The 22,544-nt window shown below is 26.1% G+C and carries 22 protein-coding genes and 1 pseudogene; 13 read left to right on the top strand and 10 right to left on the bottom strand.

The window, feature by feature from the left end; translation table 11 throughout:
- Positions 1–821: 821 nt before the first annotated feature.
- From QZ146_RS02355 to hisA, 5 genes are all read right to left on the bottom strand, one after another.
- Complete coding sequence (locus QZ146_RS02355; RefSeq protein ID WP_295722040.1) at positions 822–2,192, bottom strand: MATE family efflux transporter; 1,371 nt, start codon at positions 2,190–2,192, stop codon at positions 822–824.
- A 102-nt stretch (positions 2,193–2,294) separates the two neighbouring features.
- Positions 2,295–2,780 carry a flavodoxin gene (locus QZ146_RS02360; protein WP_295722042.1) on the bottom strand — a complete coding sequence of 162 codons (486 nt, stop codon included), beginning with the start codon at positions 2,778–2,780 and terminating at the stop codon, positions 2,295–2,297.
- Between the two features lie 155 nt (positions 2,781–2,935).
- Positions 2,936–3,982 (bottom strand): N-acetyl-gamma-glutamyl-phosphate reductase, encoded by a 1,047-nt coding sequence (gene argC / locus QZ146_RS02365; RefSeq protein WP_295722043.1) that lies wholly within the window; start codon positions 3,980–3,982, stop codon positions 2,936–2,938.
- Between the two features lie 44 nt (positions 3,983–4,026).
- Positions 4,027–4,470 (bottom strand): FAD synthase, encoded by a 444-nt coding sequence (locus tag QZ146_RS02370; RefSeq protein WP_295722044.1) that lies wholly within the window; start codon positions 4,468–4,470, stop codon positions 4,027–4,029.
- Between the two features lie 136 nt (positions 4,471–4,606).
- A complete protein-coding gene (gene hisA / locus QZ146_RS02375; RefSeq protein ID WP_295722045.1) occupies positions 4,607–5,347 on the bottom strand; it encodes a 1-(5-phosphoribosyl)-5-[(5-phosphoribosylamino)methylideneamino]imidazole-4-carboxamide isomerase in 741 nt (246 codons plus the stop codon).
- Between the two features lie 206 nt (positions 5,348–5,553).
- Here hisA and truA point away from each other — a divergent pair, with 206 nt between their 5' ends.
- The 4 genes from truA to QZ146_RS02395 all read left to right on the top strand — a co-directional run bounded on the left by truA (position 5,554) and on the right by QZ146_RS02395 (position 10,588).
- Positions 5,554–6,444, top strand: a complete 891-nt coding sequence (truA, locus tag QZ146_RS02380) for a tRNA pseudouridine(38-40) synthase TruA (protein ID WP_295722046.1) — start codon at positions 5,554–5,556, stop codon at positions 6,442–6,444.
- A 319-nt stretch (positions 6,445–6,763) separates the two neighbouring features.
- Entirely contained in the window at positions 6,764–8,080 is a 1,317-nt protein-coding gene (gene wecB, locus QZ146_RS02385) for a non-hydrolyzing UDP-N-acetylglucosamine 2-epimerase (protein WP_295722047.1), read from the top strand.
- A 217-nt stretch (positions 8,081–8,297) separates the two neighbouring features.
- Entirely contained in the window at positions 8,298–9,446 is a 1,149-nt protein-coding gene (locus tag QZ146_RS02390) for an ATP-grasp domain-containing protein (RefSeq protein WP_295722048.1), read from the top strand.
- A 98-nt stretch (positions 9,447–9,544) separates the two neighbouring features.
- Entirely contained in the window at positions 9,545–10,588 is a 1,044-nt protein-coding gene (locus tag QZ146_RS02395) for a hydantoinase/oxoprolinase family protein (RefSeq protein WP_295722049.1), read from the top strand.
- 118 nt (positions 10,589–10,706) lie between these two features.
- Here QZ146_RS02395 and QZ146_RS02400 read toward each other — a convergent pair whose 3' ends face one another.
- A complete protein-coding gene (locus QZ146_RS02400; protein ID WP_295722050.1) occupies positions 10,707–11,273 on the bottom strand; it encodes a CDP-2,3-bis-(O-geranylgeranyl)-sn-glycerol synthase in 567 nt (188 codons plus the stop codon).
- Between the two features lie 636 nt (positions 11,274–11,909).
- Between QZ146_RS02400 and tes the strand changes: the two genes are divergently transcribed.
- From tes to QZ146_RS02415, 3 genes are all read left to right on the top strand, one after another.
- Positions 11,910–13,442: a tetraether lipid synthase Tes gene (tes, locus tag QZ146_RS02405; protein WP_365316345.1), complete on the top strand. Its 1,533-nt coding sequence runs from the start codon at positions 11,910–11,912 to the stop codon at positions 13,440–13,442.
- 148 nt (positions 13,443–13,590) lie between these two features.
- Complete coding sequence (locus QZ146_RS02410) at positions 13,591–14,181, top strand: TMEM175 family protein (RefSeq protein ID WP_295722051.1); 591 nt, start codon at positions 13,591–13,593, stop codon at positions 14,179–14,181.
- The gene (locus tag QZ146_RS02415; RefSeq protein WP_295722052.1) at positions 14,171–14,749 is read left to right on the top strand and encodes a TMEM175 family protein; all 579 of its coding nucleotides are present in this window, start codon (positions 14,171–14,173) and stop codon (positions 14,747–14,749) included. The genes QZ146_RS02410 and QZ146_RS02415 overlap by 11 nt, the downstream gene beginning before the upstream one ends.
- Before the next feature lie 140 nt (positions 14,750–14,889).
- Here the strand turns inward: QZ146_RS02415 and QZ146_RS02420 are convergent, their stop codons facing one another.
- Positions 14,890–15,384 carry a DUF308 domain-containing protein gene (locus tag QZ146_RS02420; RefSeq protein WP_295722053.1) on the bottom strand — a complete coding sequence of 165 codons (495 nt, stop codon included), beginning with the start codon at positions 15,382–15,384 and terminating at the stop codon, positions 14,890–14,892.
- A gap of 206 nt (positions 15,385–15,590) precedes the next feature.
- Here QZ146_RS02420 and QZ146_RS08815 point away from each other — a divergent pair.
- Positions 15,591–15,659: pseudogene (locus tag QZ146_RS08815) on the top strand (zinc-ribbon domain-containing protein); the annotation flags it as partial.
- 102 nt (positions 15,660–15,761) lie between these two features.
- Positions 15,762–16,271, top strand: coding sequence for a hypothetical protein (locus tag QZ146_RS02425; RefSeq protein ID WP_295722054.1), 510 nt, complete (start codon positions 15,762–15,764; stop codon positions 16,269–16,271).
- 39 nt (positions 16,272–16,310) lie between these two features.
- Here the strand turns inward: QZ146_RS02425 and QZ146_RS02430 are convergent, their stop codons facing one another.
- On the bottom strand, positions 16,311–19,232 hold the full coding sequence (locus QZ146_RS02430; RefSeq protein WP_295722056.1) for a DUF3427 domain-containing protein: 2,922 nt from the start codon (positions 19,230–19,232) through the stop codon (positions 16,311–16,313).
- A 23-nt stretch (positions 19,233–19,255) separates the two neighbouring features.
- On the bottom strand, positions 19,256–19,639 hold the full coding sequence (locus tag QZ146_RS02435; RefSeq protein ID WP_295722057.1) for a (deoxy)nucleoside triphosphate pyrophosphohydrolase: 384 nt from the start codon (positions 19,637–19,639) through the stop codon (positions 19,256–19,258).
- A 139-nt stretch (positions 19,640–19,778) separates the two neighbouring features.
- Between QZ146_RS02435 and QZ146_RS02440 the strand changes: the two genes are divergently transcribed.
- Positions 19,779–20,018, top strand: coding sequence for a ferredoxin family protein (locus QZ146_RS02440; protein ID WP_295722058.1), 240 nt, complete (start codon positions 19,779–19,781; stop codon positions 20,016–20,018).
- A gap of 136 nt (positions 20,019–20,154) precedes the next feature.
- On the opposite strand, the gene QZ146_RS02445 is transcribed toward QZ146_RS02440, so the two are convergent.
- The gene (locus tag QZ146_RS02445; protein WP_295722059.1) at positions 20,155–20,301 is read right to left on the bottom strand and encodes a hypothetical protein; all 147 of its coding nucleotides are present in this window, start codon (positions 20,299–20,301) and stop codon (positions 20,155–20,157) included.
- Between QZ146_RS02445 and QZ146_RS02450 the strand changes: the two genes are divergently transcribed.
- From QZ146_RS02450 to QZ146_RS02460, 3 genes are all read left to right on the top strand, one after another.
- Entirely contained in the window at positions 20,292–20,729 is a 438-nt protein-coding gene (locus QZ146_RS02450) for an aldo/keto reductase (protein ID WP_295722060.1), read from the top strand. The genes QZ146_RS02445 and QZ146_RS02450 overlap by 10 nt on opposite strands.
- A 282-nt stretch (positions 20,730–21,011) precedes the next feature.
- Entirely contained in the window at positions 21,012–21,656 is a 645-nt protein-coding gene (locus QZ146_RS02455; protein WP_295722061.1) for a hypothetical protein, read from the top strand.
- 601 nt (positions 21,657–22,257) lie between these two features.
- Positions 22,258–22,527 carry a DUF6110 family protein gene (locus tag QZ146_RS02460; RefSeq protein ID WP_295722062.1) on the top strand — a complete coding sequence of 90 codons (270 nt, stop codon included), beginning with the start codon at positions 22,258–22,260 and terminating at the stop codon, positions 22,525–22,527.
- The last annotated feature ends 17 nt before the right edge of the window (positions 22,528–22,544 follow it).

Below are 22,544 nucleotides of genomic sequence, written 5' to 3' on the forward strand. Positions count from 1 at the left end.
TATCTAATTTCAACTGAAATTACTAATAAAAATATAATTAAATATGAAAAAGAACGAATTTAATAAGAAAAAAATTTTGTAAAAAAAAATAGGTAATATGTATATTTTATGAAAATTTTTCGCAAAAAGCAAAAAATCAAAAATTTTAATCTAAAAAATCACAAAAACAAAATTACCAACTAACAAATTGACAAATACTTTTATAGTCACTTTCAAAAACTTAAGTGATTTTTAGAAAATCCTATTGCACATCTTATAAATTATATGAATATATTTTTTTATATTAATTTTAAAAAATGAGATATGGCTTTTTAAATTAAATCAAATCATATATCATATATGATTTAAGGTTTTAAAAAAAGAAATATATAAAGAGTTAGTATAAACTCCTTATTTAAATTATATTCATTGTTTTACACTTATTTTCACTTTTTTACTTACTTTATTGTAGTAAGTGTTTGTTGGAACTGTTATGACTGTGGTGTATGTTCATTTTTTCTTAAGGTTGGTTATTTTTAATGTTGTTTGGCCTTTGCTGTTAGTTTTTACTGTGTATGTTTTACCGTTTACTTTTAAGCTTACTTTTCTGTTTTTAAGTGCTTTGTTTTTATTGTCTTTTAAGATTACTATGTATTTTTTTGTTTTTACTTTTAGTTTATAGCTTGCTCGTTTTTCTGTTATTTTTGGTGTTGCTTTTTTTACTGTGACTTTTACAGATTCGGTAGATTTGAAGTATCTGATCCGCCATATGTAATTTTTGCATTGTAGGTTTTTGGTGTAAGGGTTGCAAAAAACTACTAAAGTAAATAATATTTTTTATACTAAGCCCAATCTTTTACTATGTTTCGAATAGAAATTCTAGCAACAATAAAATTCAAGATAGATGCAGTCCCCCTTCCTACTAAAAAACCAGTCCAAATACCAATCAATCCCCAATTGAAGTAAAATGTGAAAAAACATACTGCTGGAACTGTACATACCACTTCATAAACTATTGTCCATAAGAAACTCGTAAACCCTTTACCAACACCTTGATATAAATAAGAAGAAGGTAATCCTAATCCTAAAAATGGAATACAGAATGAAATTATCCTAATATTTTGAGAAATACCTGCAGTTAATAGAGAATTTTCAGTAACAATCATAAATAAGTAAGCAATTTGATCTGAAAAAGTGAAAAATAAAGTACAAACAATAGACCCAAAAATAAATGCATATAAAGTTCCATATTTATGAGTAGATTTAAAGAATTTACTATTTTTAGCACCATAATGTGTTCCATAAATAGCCACAAGCCCTGAACAGATTGCTGTTATAGGCATTAGACCTAGAATATAAATTCTATAAGCTGAAGAATAAATAGATAAACCTAAATCACCAGCAATATAAGCAATTATAAAATTATATATCATTGTAGAAAAAGATAAAATAACTAGAACTAAAGAAGCAGGAATTCCAGTTTTAAAAATATCTTTAGTAATAATCCAATCCCATTTGGATTTCAATACTCTCCTAACATTAATTTTAATAACAGTGTCCTTTTTAATAAATATCCAATAAAACATTATAAGTGCACTGAGAATACAAGTGATAATTGTTGAAAAAGCCGCTCCTGCTGAACCCATATTCAATACATATATGAATACAGGATCTAAAACTGCATTTAATATTAATCCAATCGACATTGCATACATAGACCTTTTAGTATCCCCTTCTGATCTGAATATACTTGCAAAAATTTGTGCTATTACAAATGGAAATAAACCAACAAATAATGGAACCGCATAATTGATTGCTTCTCTCTTTGTTTGTACATCATGGGTATAAAAACTTAAATAAGGATCTAAAAATAATAATAATGAAACTGTTAATAAAATTGAAACTACAATTACAATAACAACAGCCTGACTACTTACAATATTTGCTTTTTCTTGACCATATTCCTCTCTAAAACGATTTATAGAACTAGTAATACCATTCCCTAATCCATTAGAAATTCCATTAATAAGAGCAAATAAAGGAACAATTAAACCAACACCTGCAATTGCAAATTCACCTAAACCAGCAATCCACATTCCATCAATCAAGTTATATAATGTAGCTGATAACATAGTAACCATTATAGGGAATGAAATTCGCATAATCGAACTTTTAGGATCTCCTTTTAACCATTGAATATTACTTTTTCCCATATAAGCACCAAAAAATTGAAATAAACTTTATGTTAATTTAATTAATTAATCATATATTTTACAAACTAATTAAAAAGAATTATTTAATAATAATACATAATGTTATATACTTAAATCTAATATTTTAGAAATAACTTCACTATCTCTAATAATTTTTTCTTTAGATTTTCTTTTGGTTTTAATACTAAATTTTTCTATTACTCTACCTCCACGTGGCTCAATTTTTTCTTCCATTTTCTTTAATGTTGATATAGCACTAGCACCTTTCATTGTAGCAAATAAAACAACATTTTTATCTTTTAGATTAGATTTATCAATTATGCTCATAATTGCGGGGGTAGGTTTACCATACCAAACAGGAGTTCCAAAGTAGACAGTATTATATTCTGTTAAATCTATTTTATTTGGGGAAATTTCTGTTTTCTTTTCTGTTAATGCATCAAATGAAGATTTTAATTTATTTCTAAGTCCATGTCTTTCTTTTTTATCTTCAATTCCAATAATGTCTGTATTGAGTTTTTTAGCTAATGTTTCTGCAACAATCTTTGTTTTTCCATTATTAGAATAATATATAATTATAGATTTCATTTTAATCATTAATTTTTCTTTATATTAGAATTTTACTTAATATTTATTTATTATCCCAGTTTAGAATTAAGGTTATATTTATTTATTCTCTCAAAGAAAGAATTAAGGTTAAAATATAAAATAATTAATTTAATAACATTTATTTTATTATTAACTTATGGATGCATTCCAAAGAAGTCAAGACCTAATTTTTCATCAAATCCACAGATTATATTCATGTTTTCAATAGCCTGTCCACTTGCACCTTTAACAAGATTGTCTATAGCAGATATAACAACCAGTTGGCCAGTTTCATCAACTTCAAAACAACCAATGTGTATATAATTTGATCCACGTACGGAACTTAATTTAGGAATTTCTCCATTACTAAGGACTTTAACAAATGGGTCCTTTTCATATTCTTTTTTATATAATTCTTCTATTTTTCCACTAGTATCTTCTCTTTGTTCTTTAGTTTCAAAGTCAAAGTATTCATCTTTTAAGATACTGTGGTTAGTGGTAAGTATTCCTCTAAGAACAGGTACAAGGATAGGGGTAAATGATATTTTAACAGGGGAATATCTTTGTAGTTCTTGTTTAATTTCAGGAGTATGTCTATGGGTACTTACTTTATAAGGATTTACATTATCTGCTATATTTGGATAATGTGTTGCTTCAGATGGTTTAATACCTGCTCCACTTACACCAGTTTTGGAATCGAATATCATTCTATCTGCATATCCTTTTTTAGATAATGGATAACCGGATAAAATTGCACCAGTTGTAAAACATCCAGGATTTGCAATTAATCTTGCCTTAGCTATTTCTTTTCTATGGAGTTCTGGTAAACCATATACACTTTCAATATATCCAGTATGTTTAAGATGATACCATTTTTCATAAATAGAATAATCTTCAAATCTGTAATCTCCACTTAAGTCAATGATTTTAGCATTGGTGTTTTTAATAATTTTAGGTATAATTTCCATTGATGCTCCATGGGGAGTTGCAGTAAATACAATATCTTCATCAAATTCTTCAGAATTTTTATTTTCAAAAACGAGTTTACTATCTCTTATATGGGGATGTACATTTTCAACATTTTCTCCTTCATATTTTCTTGAAGTAATTGAAGTTATTTCTACTTCTGGATGGTTAGAGAGTATTCTTAATAATTCTCCTCCAGTATATCCACTTCCTCCAATAATTGCAACATTCACCATCTTTTAATCTCCTAATTTTTTTTATTATTATCCATTATTTTAAATTAAACATATTCTTTAAAGTTAGATTCCTTTATTTTTTTAATAATTTTACTACTGCTATCTAGTTCTGCTGTATGGTATGCATCTACTTGTATTACTTTAGCATTAATTCCTTCTTTATGTAGTGATTCTTCTAATTTTTCAGTATCAAAATCTTGGTCTGCACCTATTGTAATAATATCAGGATTAATTTCTTTAACAATTTTAAATTTATCTCCATTATAACCAAGGTGTGCTTCATCAACAGGTTTTAAATATTTAATCATTTCAAGACGTTGGTTTTCTTCAATTATGGGTATTCTTTTTCTATTACGTACAGTAGAATCTCTAGCAACAACAACTACTAATTTAGCATTTTCTCCACCTAAATCTTTGGATTTTTTTAAATATAATGCATGACCTGGATGTAATATATCAAAGGTTCCTGTTGCCATAACTGTAACCATATTCATACCTCATTTTTTATACTAATATTAATTCTATTTTTAAATTAATGTTTTTTAAATTTAACTTTATAGATATTGTTTCATGTTTATTTTTTTTTTAAAGTTTAATAAATTTTTTTTAAGATTAGAATTTATTTTATATTATGTCTTGATATTTTAATGCTTCTTTTAAATCTATTTTATCTTTGTAAAGTGCAGAACCTATAACAACTCCACTTACTCCTGTGCTCTGCAGTTGTTTAATATCTTGGATAGTAGTAATTCCTCCAGAATATACTACTGGAATTGGTGAGGATTTCACTAATTCAACAACAGGTTCTGTATAAAAACCACCAAGTAGTCCTTCAACATCAACATTTGTAAATAAAATACTTCCTGCACCGTCATGGGCAAATTCTTTTGATAATTCTATGGGACTTTTGTCAATTTGTTCTGCCCAGCCTTTTATAACAACTTTTGAATCTTTACTGTCGAGAGAAATCATTATATGTTCTTTTCCAAATTCATCTGAAAGTTCTTTAATTGTTTGAGGGTTTTTTATTCCCATTGTTCCTATTATGATTCTTTCTATTCCAATATTAAGTAATTCTTTAGCATATTCAACAGACCTTATTCCTCCACCTAATTGTATGGGAACATTTACATTATTATATATTTTTTTAATAAGGTCGATATTGTTTTTACCATCAATTGTTCCATCTAAATCAATTAGATGTATTACTTCAGCACCAATATCTTCCCATTTTTTAGCTACTTCCTCAGGGTTGTCAATAATTACCTGTTCACTACCCGGCTTTCCTTGTACCAGTTGAACACATTTTCCATTTTTTATATCAACTGCAGGCATTATCTGCATTTTACCTTTTTTAAATGACATTAAAACACCAATTTAAATTTAAAATCAATTTCTTATTATTATTTTAAGTAATTTCTATTATTAATATATTTTTTATTTAATTTTTAATCTTCCTTTGAATTAATTTCATTAGATAATTAGTTTATTAATTTCTTTATAATACTATTTTTATTAGGAAATTATTTAATAATAGATATAGATATATTTACTTTTATTACTGTGATAATATGAAAAGAAGAGCATTTAAAGTAGGATATATTGGTTCTAATTTTTATGGTTTTCAAAGGCAACCTGACCTTAGAACTGTTGAAGGTGAAATAATAGACACTTTAATTGATATTGGATATATGGAAAGTCCTGAGGAAGGTCGCTTTAGGATAGCTGGTCGAACTGATGGAGGAGTAAACAGTCTTGGAAATGTTGTAAGTTTTCAAAGTGAAGAAGAATTTCATATAAACAAAATCAACAGTCACCTGCCGGATGATGTTCAGTTTTTAGCTGAAGCACCTGTAAGATTTGGTTTTAAACCAAGATATGCTAAGGAAAGATGGTATAGATATATTCTATTCAACAAAGATATAGATTTAGAGAAATTAAATGAAGTTTCAAAACTATTTGTAGGTACACATAATTTTACAAATTTCACTAAACGTTATCAAAAAACAACTGTCCGTACAATTAATAAAATTAATATTATTGATCCTAAAATAGATGCTGATGAAAGATTAAACAGGCCTTATAAAACCAATGATTTTGACTTTAATCAGAATTTTCCTAATTTAAATGAAAGTTACAGTCCTATTTTTATTGATGTTTATGGTGAAAGTTTCTTGTGGAATATGATTCGTAAAATGATGAGAGTATTTCTTGATTATTCTAAAGCTAAGTTAACTTTAGATGATGTTTATAATTATTTAAATCCTGGAGAAGATGATAAGCGAGAAAACATAAAGGTCTTAAGTGGTGAAAATCTCATATTGATGGATACGGTTTATGACAATATTAAATTTAAATATGATGATTATGCAGTTGAAAAGTTCAAAAGATACTTGGCTAGTCAGATGGTTTATCATCAAAAGTCATATGGGATTGTTGAAGCAATATTAAACAGTTTTTAAATGTTTTTTATATTTGAAAATTTTTTATTTTTTCATATTATTTTAGGATAATTTTATGAGTTTATTTATTTCTATTATTTTCACTATTGCCCTATGAAAATATTTTTTTTAGTCTTTTATGTTTTATTATAATTTTTTTTAGTCTTTTAACTTTCATTATAAAGTATTTTTTATCTTTCACATTTTATTCTAAACTATTTTTTTTTAGTCATTCATATAATTTAAAAATAAAATTTTATATTTTATTAAATTGAATATATTTATTTAATTACTCTAATAATCATGAAAAATTTTATTAAGCTTTTTAAGGTTGATTATAATGAAAATTTGTGTAATACTTGGAACTAGGCCAGAAATTATAAAAATGGCGCCAGTTATTGATGAAATTGAAAAAAGGTCTCATGAATTGCTTTTAATACATACTGGTCAACATTATGATAAGGAAATGAGTGAAAATTTCTTTATTGACTTGGAACTTCCTAAACCTAATTATAATATTCATGTAGGTTCAGGTTCGCATGGAAAACAAACCGGTCTTATGATGGAAGGTATCGAAGAGGTTTTAATTGATGAAAAACCAGACATTGTTCTTGTTCAGGGTGATACTAATGCAGTTCTTGCAGGTGCTCTTGTTGCTCAGAAATTACATATACCTGTAGGTCATGTAGAGGCAGGACTTAGATCTTTTGATGTTTCTATGCCTGAGGAAATTAATCGTTTGGGTGCTGATTGTTGCAGTTACTTCTATTTTGTTCCAACAGAAGAATCTGCTATCAATCTAGCTCTCGAAGGTTATATGCCTGAGAACATTTTTGTAACAGGTAATAGTGTAGTTGACACCTGTTTTAGAAACTTGAAAATTGCAGAAAAAACAAGTACTATTATTGATGACTTGGATTTGGATAATTTAGATAATATTATTACTCTTACTATGCATAGGGCTGAAAATGTTGATAATAAACAAAGACTTTTAAGCATTATTGAGGCTTTAATGGAGCTTAAAGATTTCAATATTATTTTCCCTATACATCCTAGAACCAAAAAGACTCTTGAAAATTTTGGATTGTATGATAAACTTGAAGCTCTTCCACATATTCATATAACTAAACCTATTGGTTATCTTGATTTTTTAGTTCTTATTTCAAAATCTATTATTGTTTTAACTGATTCTGGTGGTCTTCAGGAAGAAGCTATCACATTAAATGTACCTGCATTGACCTTAAGGTATAATACAGAAAGGCCTGAAACTGTTACAGCAGGAGGAAATATTCTTGTTGGTGCAGATAAGGATTTCATACTTGAAACTGCAGATAAGATCTTAAACAATGAAGAGTTTTATAGTAGTATGAAAAATGCTAAAAATCCTTATGGTGATGGTAGTGCCGCTTGTCAGATGCTGGATATAATTGAAGATGCTTATAATAAAAATAACTTAAAAATTGAATCTCCTGATAACATTATGACTAGCTTTAAGGTTAAAATGGAAAATATTGATGAGGACATTACTGTATCTAAGTTTGAAAAGAAATATAACCGGATTGTAAGAGTCGTATATAATGGAGAGGAAATGGTATTTCCGAAGAAGGATTTAAATATTAAAGGTTCAATGGTACTATTCAATGAATACAATATTTAAAAGAAGTAAAAACAATTTTAATTAATTTTTTTTATTTTTAAAGTTTTATTAATTAAGATTCATTGTTCATTTTATTAATTATTCTTTAATTAATCAATATTTTAATCAATTAATTAATTATTAAATTTTAATTGATCAATAATTAATCAAATTTATTAAGCAATTAATTTACTTTTAATTTTATATTTATAATTTGTGATAAAACTAGTTGATAATTATGTCTTATGATTTAAGTTCACTTTCAGATGATTCTATACTTGTATTTGAATATTATACTGCCTCTGGTTTAGATGATTTATGTATTTCTTCTGAGGCAGCAAGTTTAATTATGTCTCTTATTGAAGATTTAAAAGAGAGAGATATTTATCTTCTTTTAAATGAAAAATATGAATATATTCTTAAGGATTTGGATGCAAATCCTAATATTATTTTACTCGATGATGATTTTGGTTTTGAAGATTTCCTTGAAAAAGAAGCATCTAAATTTAAAAAATCTATTTTCATATCTTCAGAGGAGGATAACAACTTATATGCAATTACCAGATATTTGGAAGAGTCAAATATTAAACTTTATACTCCAAATACTCATGCATGTGATATATGTTCAGATAAGTTTGAAATGTTCACTGCACTTAAAAATAAGGTTACACAACCATTTACATTTAAAGTCACACTTGATTCGAATATTTATTGGAAAAAACCGATTTTATTTAACCTTAAAGTCAATAATATGAAGGAAAAGGACTTTGAATATGGTTATAGTGATGAACTTTTTAACAGTTTAACAGTTGAAAACAAGTACATTGGAAAACCTGTTAATGGTGTAGACTGTGAAAACATTAAAATCATCAAATCAAAGGAAGATGTAGATGATTTGGAAGATATTTTTGAAGAAGGTAGTGAAATACTTATTCAGGAGTATATTGAAGGTGAAGTTTTAAGTGTAAGTTTAATAAGTGATGGTGAAAATACTATTCCATTAAGCTTAAATAAACAGTTTATTCATATTGCTGAAGATTCTCAAAAATACCTTGGAGGTCAATTACCTTATGATCATCCTGTAAAGGATAAAATATTTTTTGAGGCAATCAAGGCAGTTGAAAGTATTGAGGGAATTAAGGGTTTTGTTGGTGTAGACTTAATTGTTAAGGATAATGATGGAGAATATGAAATATATATAATTGAGATAAATTCAAGATTTACCACGCCTTATGTAGGTCTTAGTAAAGTTTTAAACATAAATATTGCAAGTACTATATTAGATGTAATTGATGGTAAATTATCCTTATATGATATTGGTGAGATTTCATTTAAAAGTGGTGTAAAATTCATTAAAGAAGATGGAGTTTTGAAGATTGTTTATTGAACAAAGTTCTGATGTTAAAAAATACTTATGAAATAAGAGATATTTTATATTTAATTATTAAATATTTATAATCTTAAAAATACTTTAGAGGTTAATATATGAAAATTGCAGGATTTGATATTGGTGGAGCAAACACTGATTTGGCTATAATCGATTTTGACAGTGAAGGAAATATTGAAAATATTGAAACTGATTTTGCATTTTTGCCAATGTGGTGTGAAAATGATACCTTACAGGAAGTATTAATTGATCTTATAGAAAGTATATGTCCACTTGAAGATATAGAGGGTGTTGGAATATCTATGACTGCAGAACTTGTAGATGCATATAAAACAAAAACCGAAGGGGTTTTGGATGTTGTTGATAAATCAAATGAAATATTTGATATTCCTCTTGCCTTTATAACACTCGATGGGGTTAAATCAACTGAAGATATTAAAAATGACCCTTTAAAGGCAGCAGCTGCAAATTGGATTGCAACTGCTCCAATTGCAAGTAAAATCGCAAATGACTGTATATTTGTAGATACTGGAAGTACAACAACAGATATTATTCCAGTTAAAAATGGTCATGAATGTGCTAAAGGTCGTAGTGATATGGAAAGACTTGCAACTGGAGAACTTGTATATACCGGTACTTTAAGGACAAATCTTTGTGCATTTTTAGATAAGGTGCCACTTCAAAAGAATGGTGAAACTAAGTATTATAGAGTAGGTTCCGAATTATTTGCAGAAACTGCTGATATTTATATGGTTTTGGATTTAATTGGTGCAGATGATTATGTGTGTAATACAAATGATGGTGCAGGTAAATCTAAGGAGGAATGTGCAAGACGTATTGCAAGAGTTTTATGTGCTGATTTGGAAATGTTGACTATGGAAGATATTAAACAATTAGCTGAAAATATTCATCAATCACAAATAAAACAAGTTGCTGAAGCTATTGGTGAGGTGTCTGAAAGGGAAAATATTAATACTATTGTTGTAACTGGCCTTGGAAAGGATATTATTGACAGACCTGCAGCAGAATCCTTAGGATTAAATGTTAAATCTATGGATGAATTTTTAACTGACCAGCAGTGTGTTGTAGCACCTGCAGTTGGAACTGCAATACTTACAGAAGAGTTTTTAAAAAATTCTTAAAGTTTACATAGAGTTTCTATAACTTTTTTAAAGTTTACAGAGGAGTTTTTAAGAAATTATATATTAATTTTTTTGCATGTTCTAAATAAAAATTAGTTTTATTAAAGGATATGATTATTTAATACCATACATCTTTAATTCCAATTAAATAAGCTATTATATTAGTTGAAAGGTGTAAAATTAAGCTTATAATCAATATGGCAATAATTATATTTAAATCAAGTTTAATCATTATTGAGGATAATATTAATGCTCCAATAATAAAGTCCAATTGGTCAAGTATAGGTGCAGGTTTTCCTTGTTTAATGTTCATTCTTCTTTTAAGGAAACTGCCTACAGCATCACCAATTAATGCTCCTAAACCTAAGAGCAATCCAATAAACATTCCATTAATTGCACCACCATAATTTATTAAAGGAAGAGCTCCTCCAAAATATTGGATAATTGAGGGGGTTATAATTCCTTGGATTAATCCAATAATACCTCCAATAAGGGTTCCTGCAATTAAACCTCTCCAGGTACATCCTTTACCTATTAAATCATTACTATTTTTAGTTTTATAACCAAAATCTACTGGGGTACCTCCTCCAAAAAGAAGACCTCCTGCATTTGATAAATAGGCTGGTAAGATGAAATAGATACCTACAATAAATAGGATGATAAAACCATAAAAATCAAAATTCATTCTTTTCCTCAAAAATAATATACTAATTTTATTTATTATAATATCTTATTAATAATAGTTTTCTAATAATTATTATATTTTTATTTTAATTTAATTAAAATAATTTAAAATTTTTATATTATTTTGTTTATCCTTTAAATCAATTTTAAAAAATACTTCTTTTTAGATTTTTTCTTTTTCATTTGTTTTTATATTTTTTATTTATATTTGATTAATAAATTTAAACAGAGATATTTTAATTAAAAAAGATAATGTGTGGCTTATATTTTCTTTTACCCATATTAAAGATTATTTTAAAAAAATATTTCTTTTAATTTTATCATTTGAAAATTTTAAATATATTTAAATAATATTAATTATAATAATTTATTATTAATATTTAGTAATAATTGATTTAATATTATATTTTTTCAATAATCTATATTTAATAAGCTTTATTTAATTTAGATGCTTATTATTTCACTTTTTAATTTTTATTCTAATATTAAATCGATAATGAAATTAAGTTTAATTTAATTTAAATTAATTTAGAATTTAGTTGTAATGGATTTTTATATTACAATTAAAATCAATTTAATGAGATACTTTTAGAAATTATTTATATAATTATTTATAATTTGGTTATTAGGTGATTATTTGATAAAAAAAACAAGAAGTTTATGTCCTGAATGTAATAAACCCTTAGATGCTATGGTTTTTGAAGAAAATGATAAAATCATGATTAAAAAGACTTGTCCTGAACATGGTGAGTTTATTAATACATATTGGGCTGATGCAGAAGCTTATTATAAAATGGAACAATATCATTCTACTGAAACTTATGTTGAAAATCCTCAAGTTTCAAGGAATACGGGATGTCCTGATAATTGTGGTTTATGTGAACAACACCAAACAACTACTGTTTTAGGTTTGCTTGATGTTACAAATAGATGTAACCTTCACTGTCCTGTTTGTTTTGCTAATGCAGCTGTTAGTAAAAGATTATATGAACCTACATTTGAAGAAATTAGAGGAATGCTTCAAACCTTAAGGGATGTTAAACCTGTTCCTACTCCAGCTATTCAATTTGCAGGTGGGGAGCCTACAGTAAGAAATGATTTTCCACAAATCATTAAAATGGCAAAAGATATGGGATTTACTCATGTTCAAGTTGCAACTAATGGTTTAAGATTAGCAAGAAAAGAAGGTTATGCTCAAGAATTGAAAGATGCAGGATTAAATACTGTTTACCTTCAATTTGATGGATTGACTCCAGAACCATATATTAACAATAGGGGTAAGGATTTACTCCAACAAAAACTTAATGCAATTGAAAAATGTAGGGAAGCTGATTTAGGTATTGTGCTTGTACCTACACTTGTTAAAGGAATTAATGATGATCAAGTAGGAGATATTATTGATTTTGCATTTGACAATAATGATATTATTTATGGTGTCAATTTCCAGCCTGTTTCTTTTGCAGGAAGAATTGATAAAGATTTAGTTGAATCTCAAAGAATTACAATTCCAGATTTCCAAAAATTAGTAGATAAACAAACTAACGGTGAAATTTCTGTTGATGCATTTTATCCGCCAAGTTCAGTTGAACCTATTACTAAATTTATCTATGCATTGGATGATAAAGTGGATCCTGTAATGTTAAACTGTCACCACCACTGTGGTAGTGCAACTTATGTTTATCGTGAAAAAGAGGATGATGGCACTACAAGATATATTCCTATTACTAACTTTTTAAATGTTGATGGTTTCTTAGAATTCTTAGATGAAAGTGCAGATAAACTAATGTCACATAGGATTGCTGCTAAAACAAGGGTTGCTGCTAATGCGGCTACTAAATTATACAAATATATTGAAAAAGATGAAAAACCTAAACATTTGGATTTCTCTAAAATCCTTCTTGAAATCTTTAAGGATAGAAACTATAACTCTTTAGGACATTTCTCTAAAAATGCTATGTTGATTGCATGTATGCACTTTATGGACCCATATAACTTTGATGAAGATAGGGTTCAAAAATGTATTATACATTATGTAGTTCCAGATGGAAGAATTATCCCATTCTGTACTATGAACTCTAGATATAGACAAGGCATTGAAGAGGAGTTTTCAGTTCCATATACTAAAGAAGCTACTAAAGCAGCTTTAGATTTACAAAATAAACAAAAATAGTTAAATTTATTTTTCTATTTTTTTAATCTTTTTTTTAATTTTTTTTTGCTGTTTATTTTTAGTTTATTATTTTATTAATATATTCTTTTTAATCTAGTAATTTTTAAATCAAAGCTTATTTGAATATCTTAAGGTATCAGGTGATTTTTTGGATTCTGATAGGTTTGAAACATTTGTTGATGCAATACTTGCTATTATGATGACAGTTATGATTCTTAAAATTCCTCAACCTGAAAGTTTAAGTTTAGATGGTATTTGGAAATTAAAAATGGTTTATATTGCATACTTTCTAAGTTTTATGGTAATTTTAAGTATATGGAATCATCATAGAAAACTTTTCCGGGAAATTAAGGAAATTGATAATCTTGTAATTCTTATTTATATGAGTTTAACATTTGTTATTACTCTATTGCCATACTTTACAGCATGGTGTGCAATTAATCCAGATAAATTAGCTCCTGAACTCTGTTATGGATTAATATTTATTTTAACAAATATACTTTATATTTTTGCAGCATATTTTGCTATGAAAAGAGACAAATTTGGACAACATCCTGATTTTGCTATGGATAAATCAACATATTTAAATTTTTCAGTATTTATTATAGGTTTTGCTATTGCAATAATATTCAATATTCCTCAGGCTATATTTATTTCATGTATGTTATCTTTAATTATATGGAACTTCACTGCTAAACTTTTCACAAAAGACAAGGAGGTTGATTGGTGTGGAGACTGATAGATTTGAAGCATTAGGTGATGGAATACTTGCTATTATCATCACATTAATTATTCTTGAAATACCTCTGCCATCTACTCCTAGTTTTGCAGGATTATGGAATATGAAACTAGAATTTCTTGCATATTTTATTAGTTTTCTTGTCGTTTTTAATATGTGGAATTCTCATCATAATCTGTTTAACCTAATACATAAATTACATAATTCTACTGTTTGGATGAGTGGAATTTCACTATTGATTCTAGGATTTTTACCATATTTTACAACAATGGTGTCTAATAATTTCTATTCATTCTTTGCTCAGGGATGTTTTGGATTTATCTTTGTCATATCTCATATTCATTATATTCTTCAAGCAAAACTTTTAACCCATAATGAACCTGGAAATATAGCATTAATAGTTTATCTGGAAAATGGTGTAAAATATTCTTATATTGAATTGATTATCTTTGCTATAATCTATATTTTAGGTTACTTTATATATCCTCCAATAATTATGGTAGGATGTTTACTTGCAATGATATTTTGGATTTTCAATGATCAGCTTCTACCTCTGATTAAAAACTGAAGCATTATTTAAATTTAAAAAAAAGTAGTGATGATTTAATTTAAATTAAATCTTAATTTTTTTATAAAACGAGATATAAAAAGGGAGTAGTTTTGAAATTTTATAAATAAAATTTCTAAACTATTTTTAATTTTAACTATTTATTCGTATTTATTTATTAATACTATATGTGTACCTTGAACAATTAAAGCAAGTCCAATTATTATAGGTGCCATTACAGGATTTAATATTGTTATTTTACCTATAAAGAATACTATAATTGAAAAAATAATGAGTAATATTGATGCTACAATTGTTTCAAGAGATTTTCTTTCAAATAATGATAGTATTGCATAGAAAATCATTAATATAGCAATTATATAAAATTCTAATGCAACTAAAATAGGTAGTGCAAGTACATTAAATATGAGAATTATACCAAACAGCACTAATAAAATTCCAACAATAATGTATCCTTTACTAAGCTCTCTATTAAGTCCCGCAAATACAGACACTATACCAAATACTACTATACTTAAACCAAGTACTTGGGATGTAAATATAGAACTAAATACTGGGAGTATGATAAATATAAATCCTAAAATAACAGTTAAAATACCTAAAAGTTTACTTTTAATAATAGGAATTCCCTCCATTTTAATATTTTCTAATAATATTATGTAAAAAGTATTATTTAAGTATACTACACATATTTCTTATTTTTTTCTATTATCTTAATTATTTTTATAACAAAAATATATTTGGTAAAAATTTATGGGATTTCTACAAAACCTATAATAAATAGATTTCTCTAATATATAATTATATTGAATTTAAATATAATTTTTAAAGGGGTGATAATATTAAATGTCCTAATTGTAATAAAGAAAATGTAGATTCTGCAAAATTTTGTAAATATTGTGGAACATCTTTAAAAAATAAAACTTTATCTCATAATTCTGTAGTAGGGTCTAATAACACATCTAAAACTAATAATAAACTTAATAATAATTCAAAAATTATAATTATTGCATTGGTTATTATTATAGTGGCTTTAGCTGGAGCATTTGCTTATTTGGCTATGGCGAATAATAATTCTGATTCACATGAAGATACTATTTCAAGTTCAGCTAATGATACCTCATCAAGTAATTCAGACAGTGATGATAAAGGAACTCAATCTTCAACTAGTGCTACACAATCTTCAAAACCTTCATCCTCATCTATAACGATTTATGGAGGGTCTTTTACAACAGGTAGTGCTGATGAAGACCATACTTATGCAGATATAAATTTAGGTTCTTCAAATGCTGGTCGTAGTGTTATTGTGCAAATATGGTATAGTCGTGATGGAAATACTCTAAATAATGGTAATATGGTTCCTGTAACTGTTGAATCTGATGGTTATGTTCATTTGACAAGTGCTGATGCATATTTGTATTATCCAGATCATGCTACAATAAAGGTCTATGACTCAAATGAAAATCTAAAAGACACTTTAGATGTTGATTTATCTCCAAAATCTGGAACACAATCATTTTAGATAAAATATATTTTATTTTTTTTATTTTTTTCTATTTTTTTAATCTTCTACTTTATCATTAAAGTATTTATATATTTCTTCTTTTACAGGATTATGGAGTTTATATTTAAAATTTACAATATCTAAGTTTTCTCCTTTGTCATTTTTAATCTTAGTTTGAACCCATTTAAATGGTTCCATTTGTCCAATATAATAAAAATCAAATCCTTCAGCATCACTTTTTTTAATAAAAAGGTGGATTTTAAGATTATTTTCTTCATAGTTAATAATATTTTGAGCTTCTTTACTATCTAATTTAACTTTAGGTCGTGTCATCCAACTAAATATGTCTTTTGATTCAAATTCATCTTGATATTTAGTACTACTTGAAATATCATCTTTCTTTTCATAGGTAACAAAAATGGGACAAGTATTATGTTTAATTCTATACCCATAAATTGTTGAACTATCGTCATGAGGCCAGTTTAATAATCTACACACGTCTTTTCTTTTGTATTTTGAATATAAATTAAGATTTACTTCTTCACATCGTCCATAATTTTCATATCTTAAAAGACCAAATTCTACAACATCCTTTAAATGTTTATAAAATACAGGATTATTTAAATAAGTTTTAAAATCCTCTGATATTTCATATCTTTTATTTTTATCCTCTAATTCACTAGGGTTGATTTTAAAAAAACTGACTCCTTCATACTTTTTCTGATCTTTTTGTATAAAAAATTCTAAATTAAATATTTTAAAAGTATGATAGATTGATTCGGTATCATTATAAATTTCATAATCTTTAAGAGCAGTTTTAATATCGTTAATAGTGAAATATTTATTATAAATTAAAAATTTAATTATTAAAAGTTCATGAGGTCTTTTTCCATTTGCAAAATTATCTGATATAAATTTAAGATATTTGATTTCATTTTCTTCAAGTAATTCTTTATATTCATCATCAACATCTATTAAGAAATTATAATAAGAATCATATTTAGTGTGTGATAAGATGAGTAATGGATTAAAATCTCTATTTTCATAGAAATCAACAAGATAAGGAATTCTACCTATTTTATATTTGAGATTTTTATATTTTTCTTTAAATAATGATATTTTTGAAAAATTAGTATTATCAAGAGACTCATATATTCTTTTTCTTGAAATCTCATCAAAATTAATTGTTGATGAACCGGGAATAATTTTTGATCCTTCAAGAATATATCTTCTAATATTGTCTTTATCATAGGTTCTATCACCAGATAAGGCTATTGGGATTAAGAAATTATTATTATAATTTCCAATAAAATCTAAAATAACAACATATTCTTTATTTTTAAATTTACGAAGCCCTCTTCCTAATTGTTGTATGAAAATAATAGATGATTCTGTGGGTCTAATAAGAAGTACTTGATTAATTTCAGGAATATCTACTCCTTCATTAAAAATATCAACAGTTATAATATATTCTATATTATCTTTCCTATTATCATTAGTTAATCTATCAATTGCTTCTTCACGTGCGTTTTGTGAATCTTCACCTGTTAAAGCTATTGATGGATGGCCTCTTTTGGTAAACTCTTTAGCTAAACTTTTTGATTCTTTTTTTGTAGAACAAAATACTAGTCCTTTTATTCTATTTCCACTAAAACCATAATACTGGGATTTTTCAAGAATATATGACACTCTCTCATTTGAAACTAGCCTATTAAAATCAGATTTATCATCTAATGATTCTCCATTTATTTCAATATCTGTTATTCCAAAATAATGGAAGGGGCATAATAAATCTTCTTCTAGAGCATCTTGTAACCTAATATCCAAAGGAATATTATAGTCAAATAATTCATAAATATTAAAATCATCACTTCTATCTGGAGATCCACTCATTCCAAGATAAAATTTAGGTTTAAAGTAATTAATTAATTTTAAATAACTAAGTGCACCAGCTTTGTGAACCTCATCAATGATTATATAATCAAAGTGTTCATTACTAAATTTTGAATACACATCATCCTTTGACATAGTTTGAACAGTTGAAAAAAGATAATCTGCATTATAATCTTTTGAATTTCCACTTAATAATCCAAATTTATTTTCTTCACCTTTAAAAATTCTTTTATATGATTTCATTGCCTGTTTTGCAATTTGTTCTCTATGGACTAAAAATAAAAATCTTTTAGGTTTAAATTCATGTACTGCAAATGCAGATGCATATGTTTTACCTGTACCTGTTGCAGAAACAAGTAATGCTCTATTTTCATCTTTTTTAATTAATTCTCTTAAATTGGATAAAAACTTTTCTTGCATAATGTTTGGAACTAAATCTTCACTAGTCTCTTGTTTAAGCTTTAAATATTCTTTTCTAAAATCCGTAAATTGTCTTGCATGATTATAAACAGATTCATATTGTAAAATAACATCTTCAAGATTTGAAGCTTTATCCCATAAGTAATTAAACTCATCCAATAAATCAGTTAATATTTCTCCTTCATCTAGAGAGCTAAATCCAATATTCCATTCTTTATTAACTGTTAATGCATTTAAGGTAAGGTTAGAACTACCTATAATGGATTTATAAACATTATCTTTTCTAAAAATATATCCTTTTGTATGAAACCCTTTATTATCTTGTAAATATAGTTTTACTTCAATATTTGAAAATGAATTTAGTTTTTTTAAAGCTTTAGGTTCTGTAAAGTTTAAATAATCTGTTGTAATGATTTTTCCTTTAATTCCTTTAGATTCTAAATCTAGAAAGTCTTGTAAAAGAGGAGTTAAACCACTCATGGTTATAAATGCAACACTTATACAAAATTCATCACAATTATCTAACTCTTCTTTAATAGAATTTAAAACCTTATTTCCAAATGAATTAATAATCAGTTTAGGTTTAAGATAATTTGATGATTCAAAGTTTTCATCAATAAAAGCTGTTCTTGCACCATCTATAATATCATTATTAAAATCATCCATAATTACACTTTATACCTTTTTTTTTATAGGATATTTTTTAGATAATTTACAGCATCTATATCTGCAGGAAGCCATTCAACAGAATCTAATTCTTCTTTAGATAACCATTTGGAATTCATATGTTCAAGCAGTTCAATTTCCCCATTAAGCTTACATTCATAACAGTCCATGTCTAAGAAAAACTTAGGATATTGGAATTTTATATTTAATGCAAATTTTTTAATTTCAATATCTCCGTTTAATTCTTCTTTTATCTCGCGAATTAAGGCTTCTTCATTACTTTCGGAGTTTTCTATTTTTCCTCCAGGAAATTCCCAATAACCTTTATATTCTCCATAACCCCTTTGTGTAGCTAATATTTTATCTTTATCTCTTATGATTGCTGCAACTACTTTTGTTTTTTTCATAAAAATCAGTTTGTTAAATTTAATATATATTCAAAATTAATTATTAAATTATATATTTAACACTTATATTATATTAACTATTTTAAAAATAAATTTCCATATATTTATTAATTTATAATAACAAAATAAGGCTATGGGATTGAAATCATTTTTTAAAAAGGAAAAGAAGTCAAATGAAAGTAAAGAAAATAAGGAATCAGATATTTTCATTGATTATGAAAATTGTATAGGTGAAGATTGTCAAAAATGTGTAATTGCATGTCCTAATAAGGTATTTGATTTTCAAGATAATTTAATTAGCCCTAATAATTTTTGGGCATGTAAAACTTGTCACATTTGTGAATCTATTTGTCCAAAGGATTGTATTAAGTTAAATTAATTTTATTTTAAAAATAATTTAAATTTAAAATTAGATATCATTTCATAAAAAAAATAAGATGATAATGTTTATAGAAATTTCAATATCATCTAATATATTTTCTTATCTAAGCTATATTTTACCCTTTAAAACTTAATTAATTCTCTTTACTTAATTTTCCACCTATTTTAAATGCTTCTTTTAAATCTTTAGGGAAGTGATTTTTGTTATTTTCTTTAAATCGTATCCGTCCAAGGACATTACAATTTAATTTTCCGGGAGGAGGAACGTGAAATGGTTCCATTATGCAAAACAGACAACATTGCCCTTACACCATACAGTGCACTTGCATCTGGAAGACTATCAAGACTACCTGGGGCTAATTCTAAAAGGTTGAAGGATGATTTTTATGCTAAATTAAAATACCAGAACACAGAAGTACAGGATATGGAAATAATCAGAAGGGTCAATGAAATTTCACAGAATTATGAAGTTTCAATGACTGAAGTTTCCCTTGCATGGCTTTTGGAAAAGGTAACTTCGCCTGTGGTCGGTGCTACAAAGATGCATCATGTGGACGGTGCAGTCAGTGCAGTTGATTTGAAATTATCTTCAGAAGATATTAGTTATCTTGAAGAGCCCTACATAGCCCATGATTTAGTTGGTGTGATGGCAGATAATAAGGTCTCATCAAAAGATGAGGATAAAGTATGGCAGAAATATAGAAAATAAAATATATTTTTTTTAATTTTTCATTGAGTTATAATTAATAGTACAATACATATAGAAAACATATTTGGATGTATTAGTTATCTGTATATTTTAATCTATTCTGTAACTTTAATGTGGATAAATTTTTGGATGAAAATTATGGAAATGCTTTAAAAAAAAGGTTTATAATTTTAAAAGTAGTTGCCTTAATTTTTTATAAATGATATTAAAGTTTATATATGGTAATGAACAAATAATATATTTGAAGTAAAAATATACTGTTTTACTTTTCGGTGAGTATAAATGAAAGTTAATAAAGTTTTTTTTATTTTATCAATTTCTATAATTTTCATGATTTCAATGGGAGTAGTTTCTGCTAGTGAATCTTCTGATTTAACTGATGATGCTACTTATCAATCTGATTCACTTGATTTTAATTTAGATGATGATTCTGGTTATGATGAGGATTTAGATGATGATTCTGGTTATGATGAGGATTTAGATGATGATTCTGGTTATGATGAGGATTTAGATGGTTATGATGAGGATTTAGATGATGATTCTGATTTTGATTGGGATGATTATGAGGATTATGGTGATGATGATTCAGATAATGAATACAATTACGACTTTATTTATCCAATTCTAAGTCGTGGAGGATCTTATGCTTCTAATACTGATTCAGATAATTACAATGAAAATGGTATTTTAAGCGATTATGCTCTAAAAACTTCAGGGATTGTTTATAATAATGCTGATGCGTCTTTATCAACAGAAGAAGATAATGATAATACTTTTGGAATATATGATTATGTCATTGTAGATGATGGAAATAATATATTCAAACCTTATGCTACAGCTTATAATTCAGCTGTAAACACTCAATTCAATACAAATTTATTAACATTAATACTTTCTTTCATAATTAATATATTTGTGTTAATTTAAGGCCATCGGATTAAAAATAGTCGTTTTTAATATTAATTTTAAAGTGTTTTCACTTTAATTTTTCATATTAATATTTTAGTGGTTATATAATTTTTTTTTAATTTTGAGGGTGGGACACGAATATTTTTGGTCAAAAATAATTATAGTTTTGTATAGAAATATAATTACAAAATTAAAAATATTTCAATATTAAATTAAATATAATCAAATCGTTTAATTAGATTTTAATAAAACCTATTCATGTCCCATCTTCATTTTTCATTATATATTATTGATTATTTTTTTTATAAAAATAAAAGGAATATTTTTATTTATTGAAGTTTAAAATAATTGTATTAAACATTAAATATTATTTTTAGTTACATATCAAAAAATATGATATTTTTTAGGCATAACTAAAAGTTTATATATTAGTGTTTTTATATATTATAATGGTTTTTAAAAAAATCATTTTCAATTATTAATTTCTCCTTACATTACTTTTAATAATTTTTTTCATTTAGCAAATGATTTATAATGTAGATTTTAAATTAAATTAGTATAATAAGGGAAATTATAATTAAACAAGAAATAATATAATTAAATTGATTAAGGTGATAATATGGATAGAGATGATATTATTGGTCGTTGTATGGAGCATAAACATGCTTTAATTTTTGTTGGTGGAATTGCAACTGCACTTATAGGTCAAAAAATATTAGAATCTAAACAAACTAAAGATTTAGCAGCACAAGCTATGGCAAAAGTTTTAACTTGTAAAAGTGAATTAGAAGAATCTATTCAAGATATTAAAGATAACGCTGAAGATATTCATACTGATGCAGTAGCTGATAAGAAAGATGCTGTAGTAGTTGATACAACTGCTGAATAAATCTTTAATTAAATTTT

This window comes from uncultured Methanobrevibacter sp. (assembly GCF_905235195.1).
Classification (GTDB): domain Archaea; phylum Methanobacteriota; class Methanobacteria; order Methanobacteriales; family Methanobacteriaceae; genus Methanarmilla.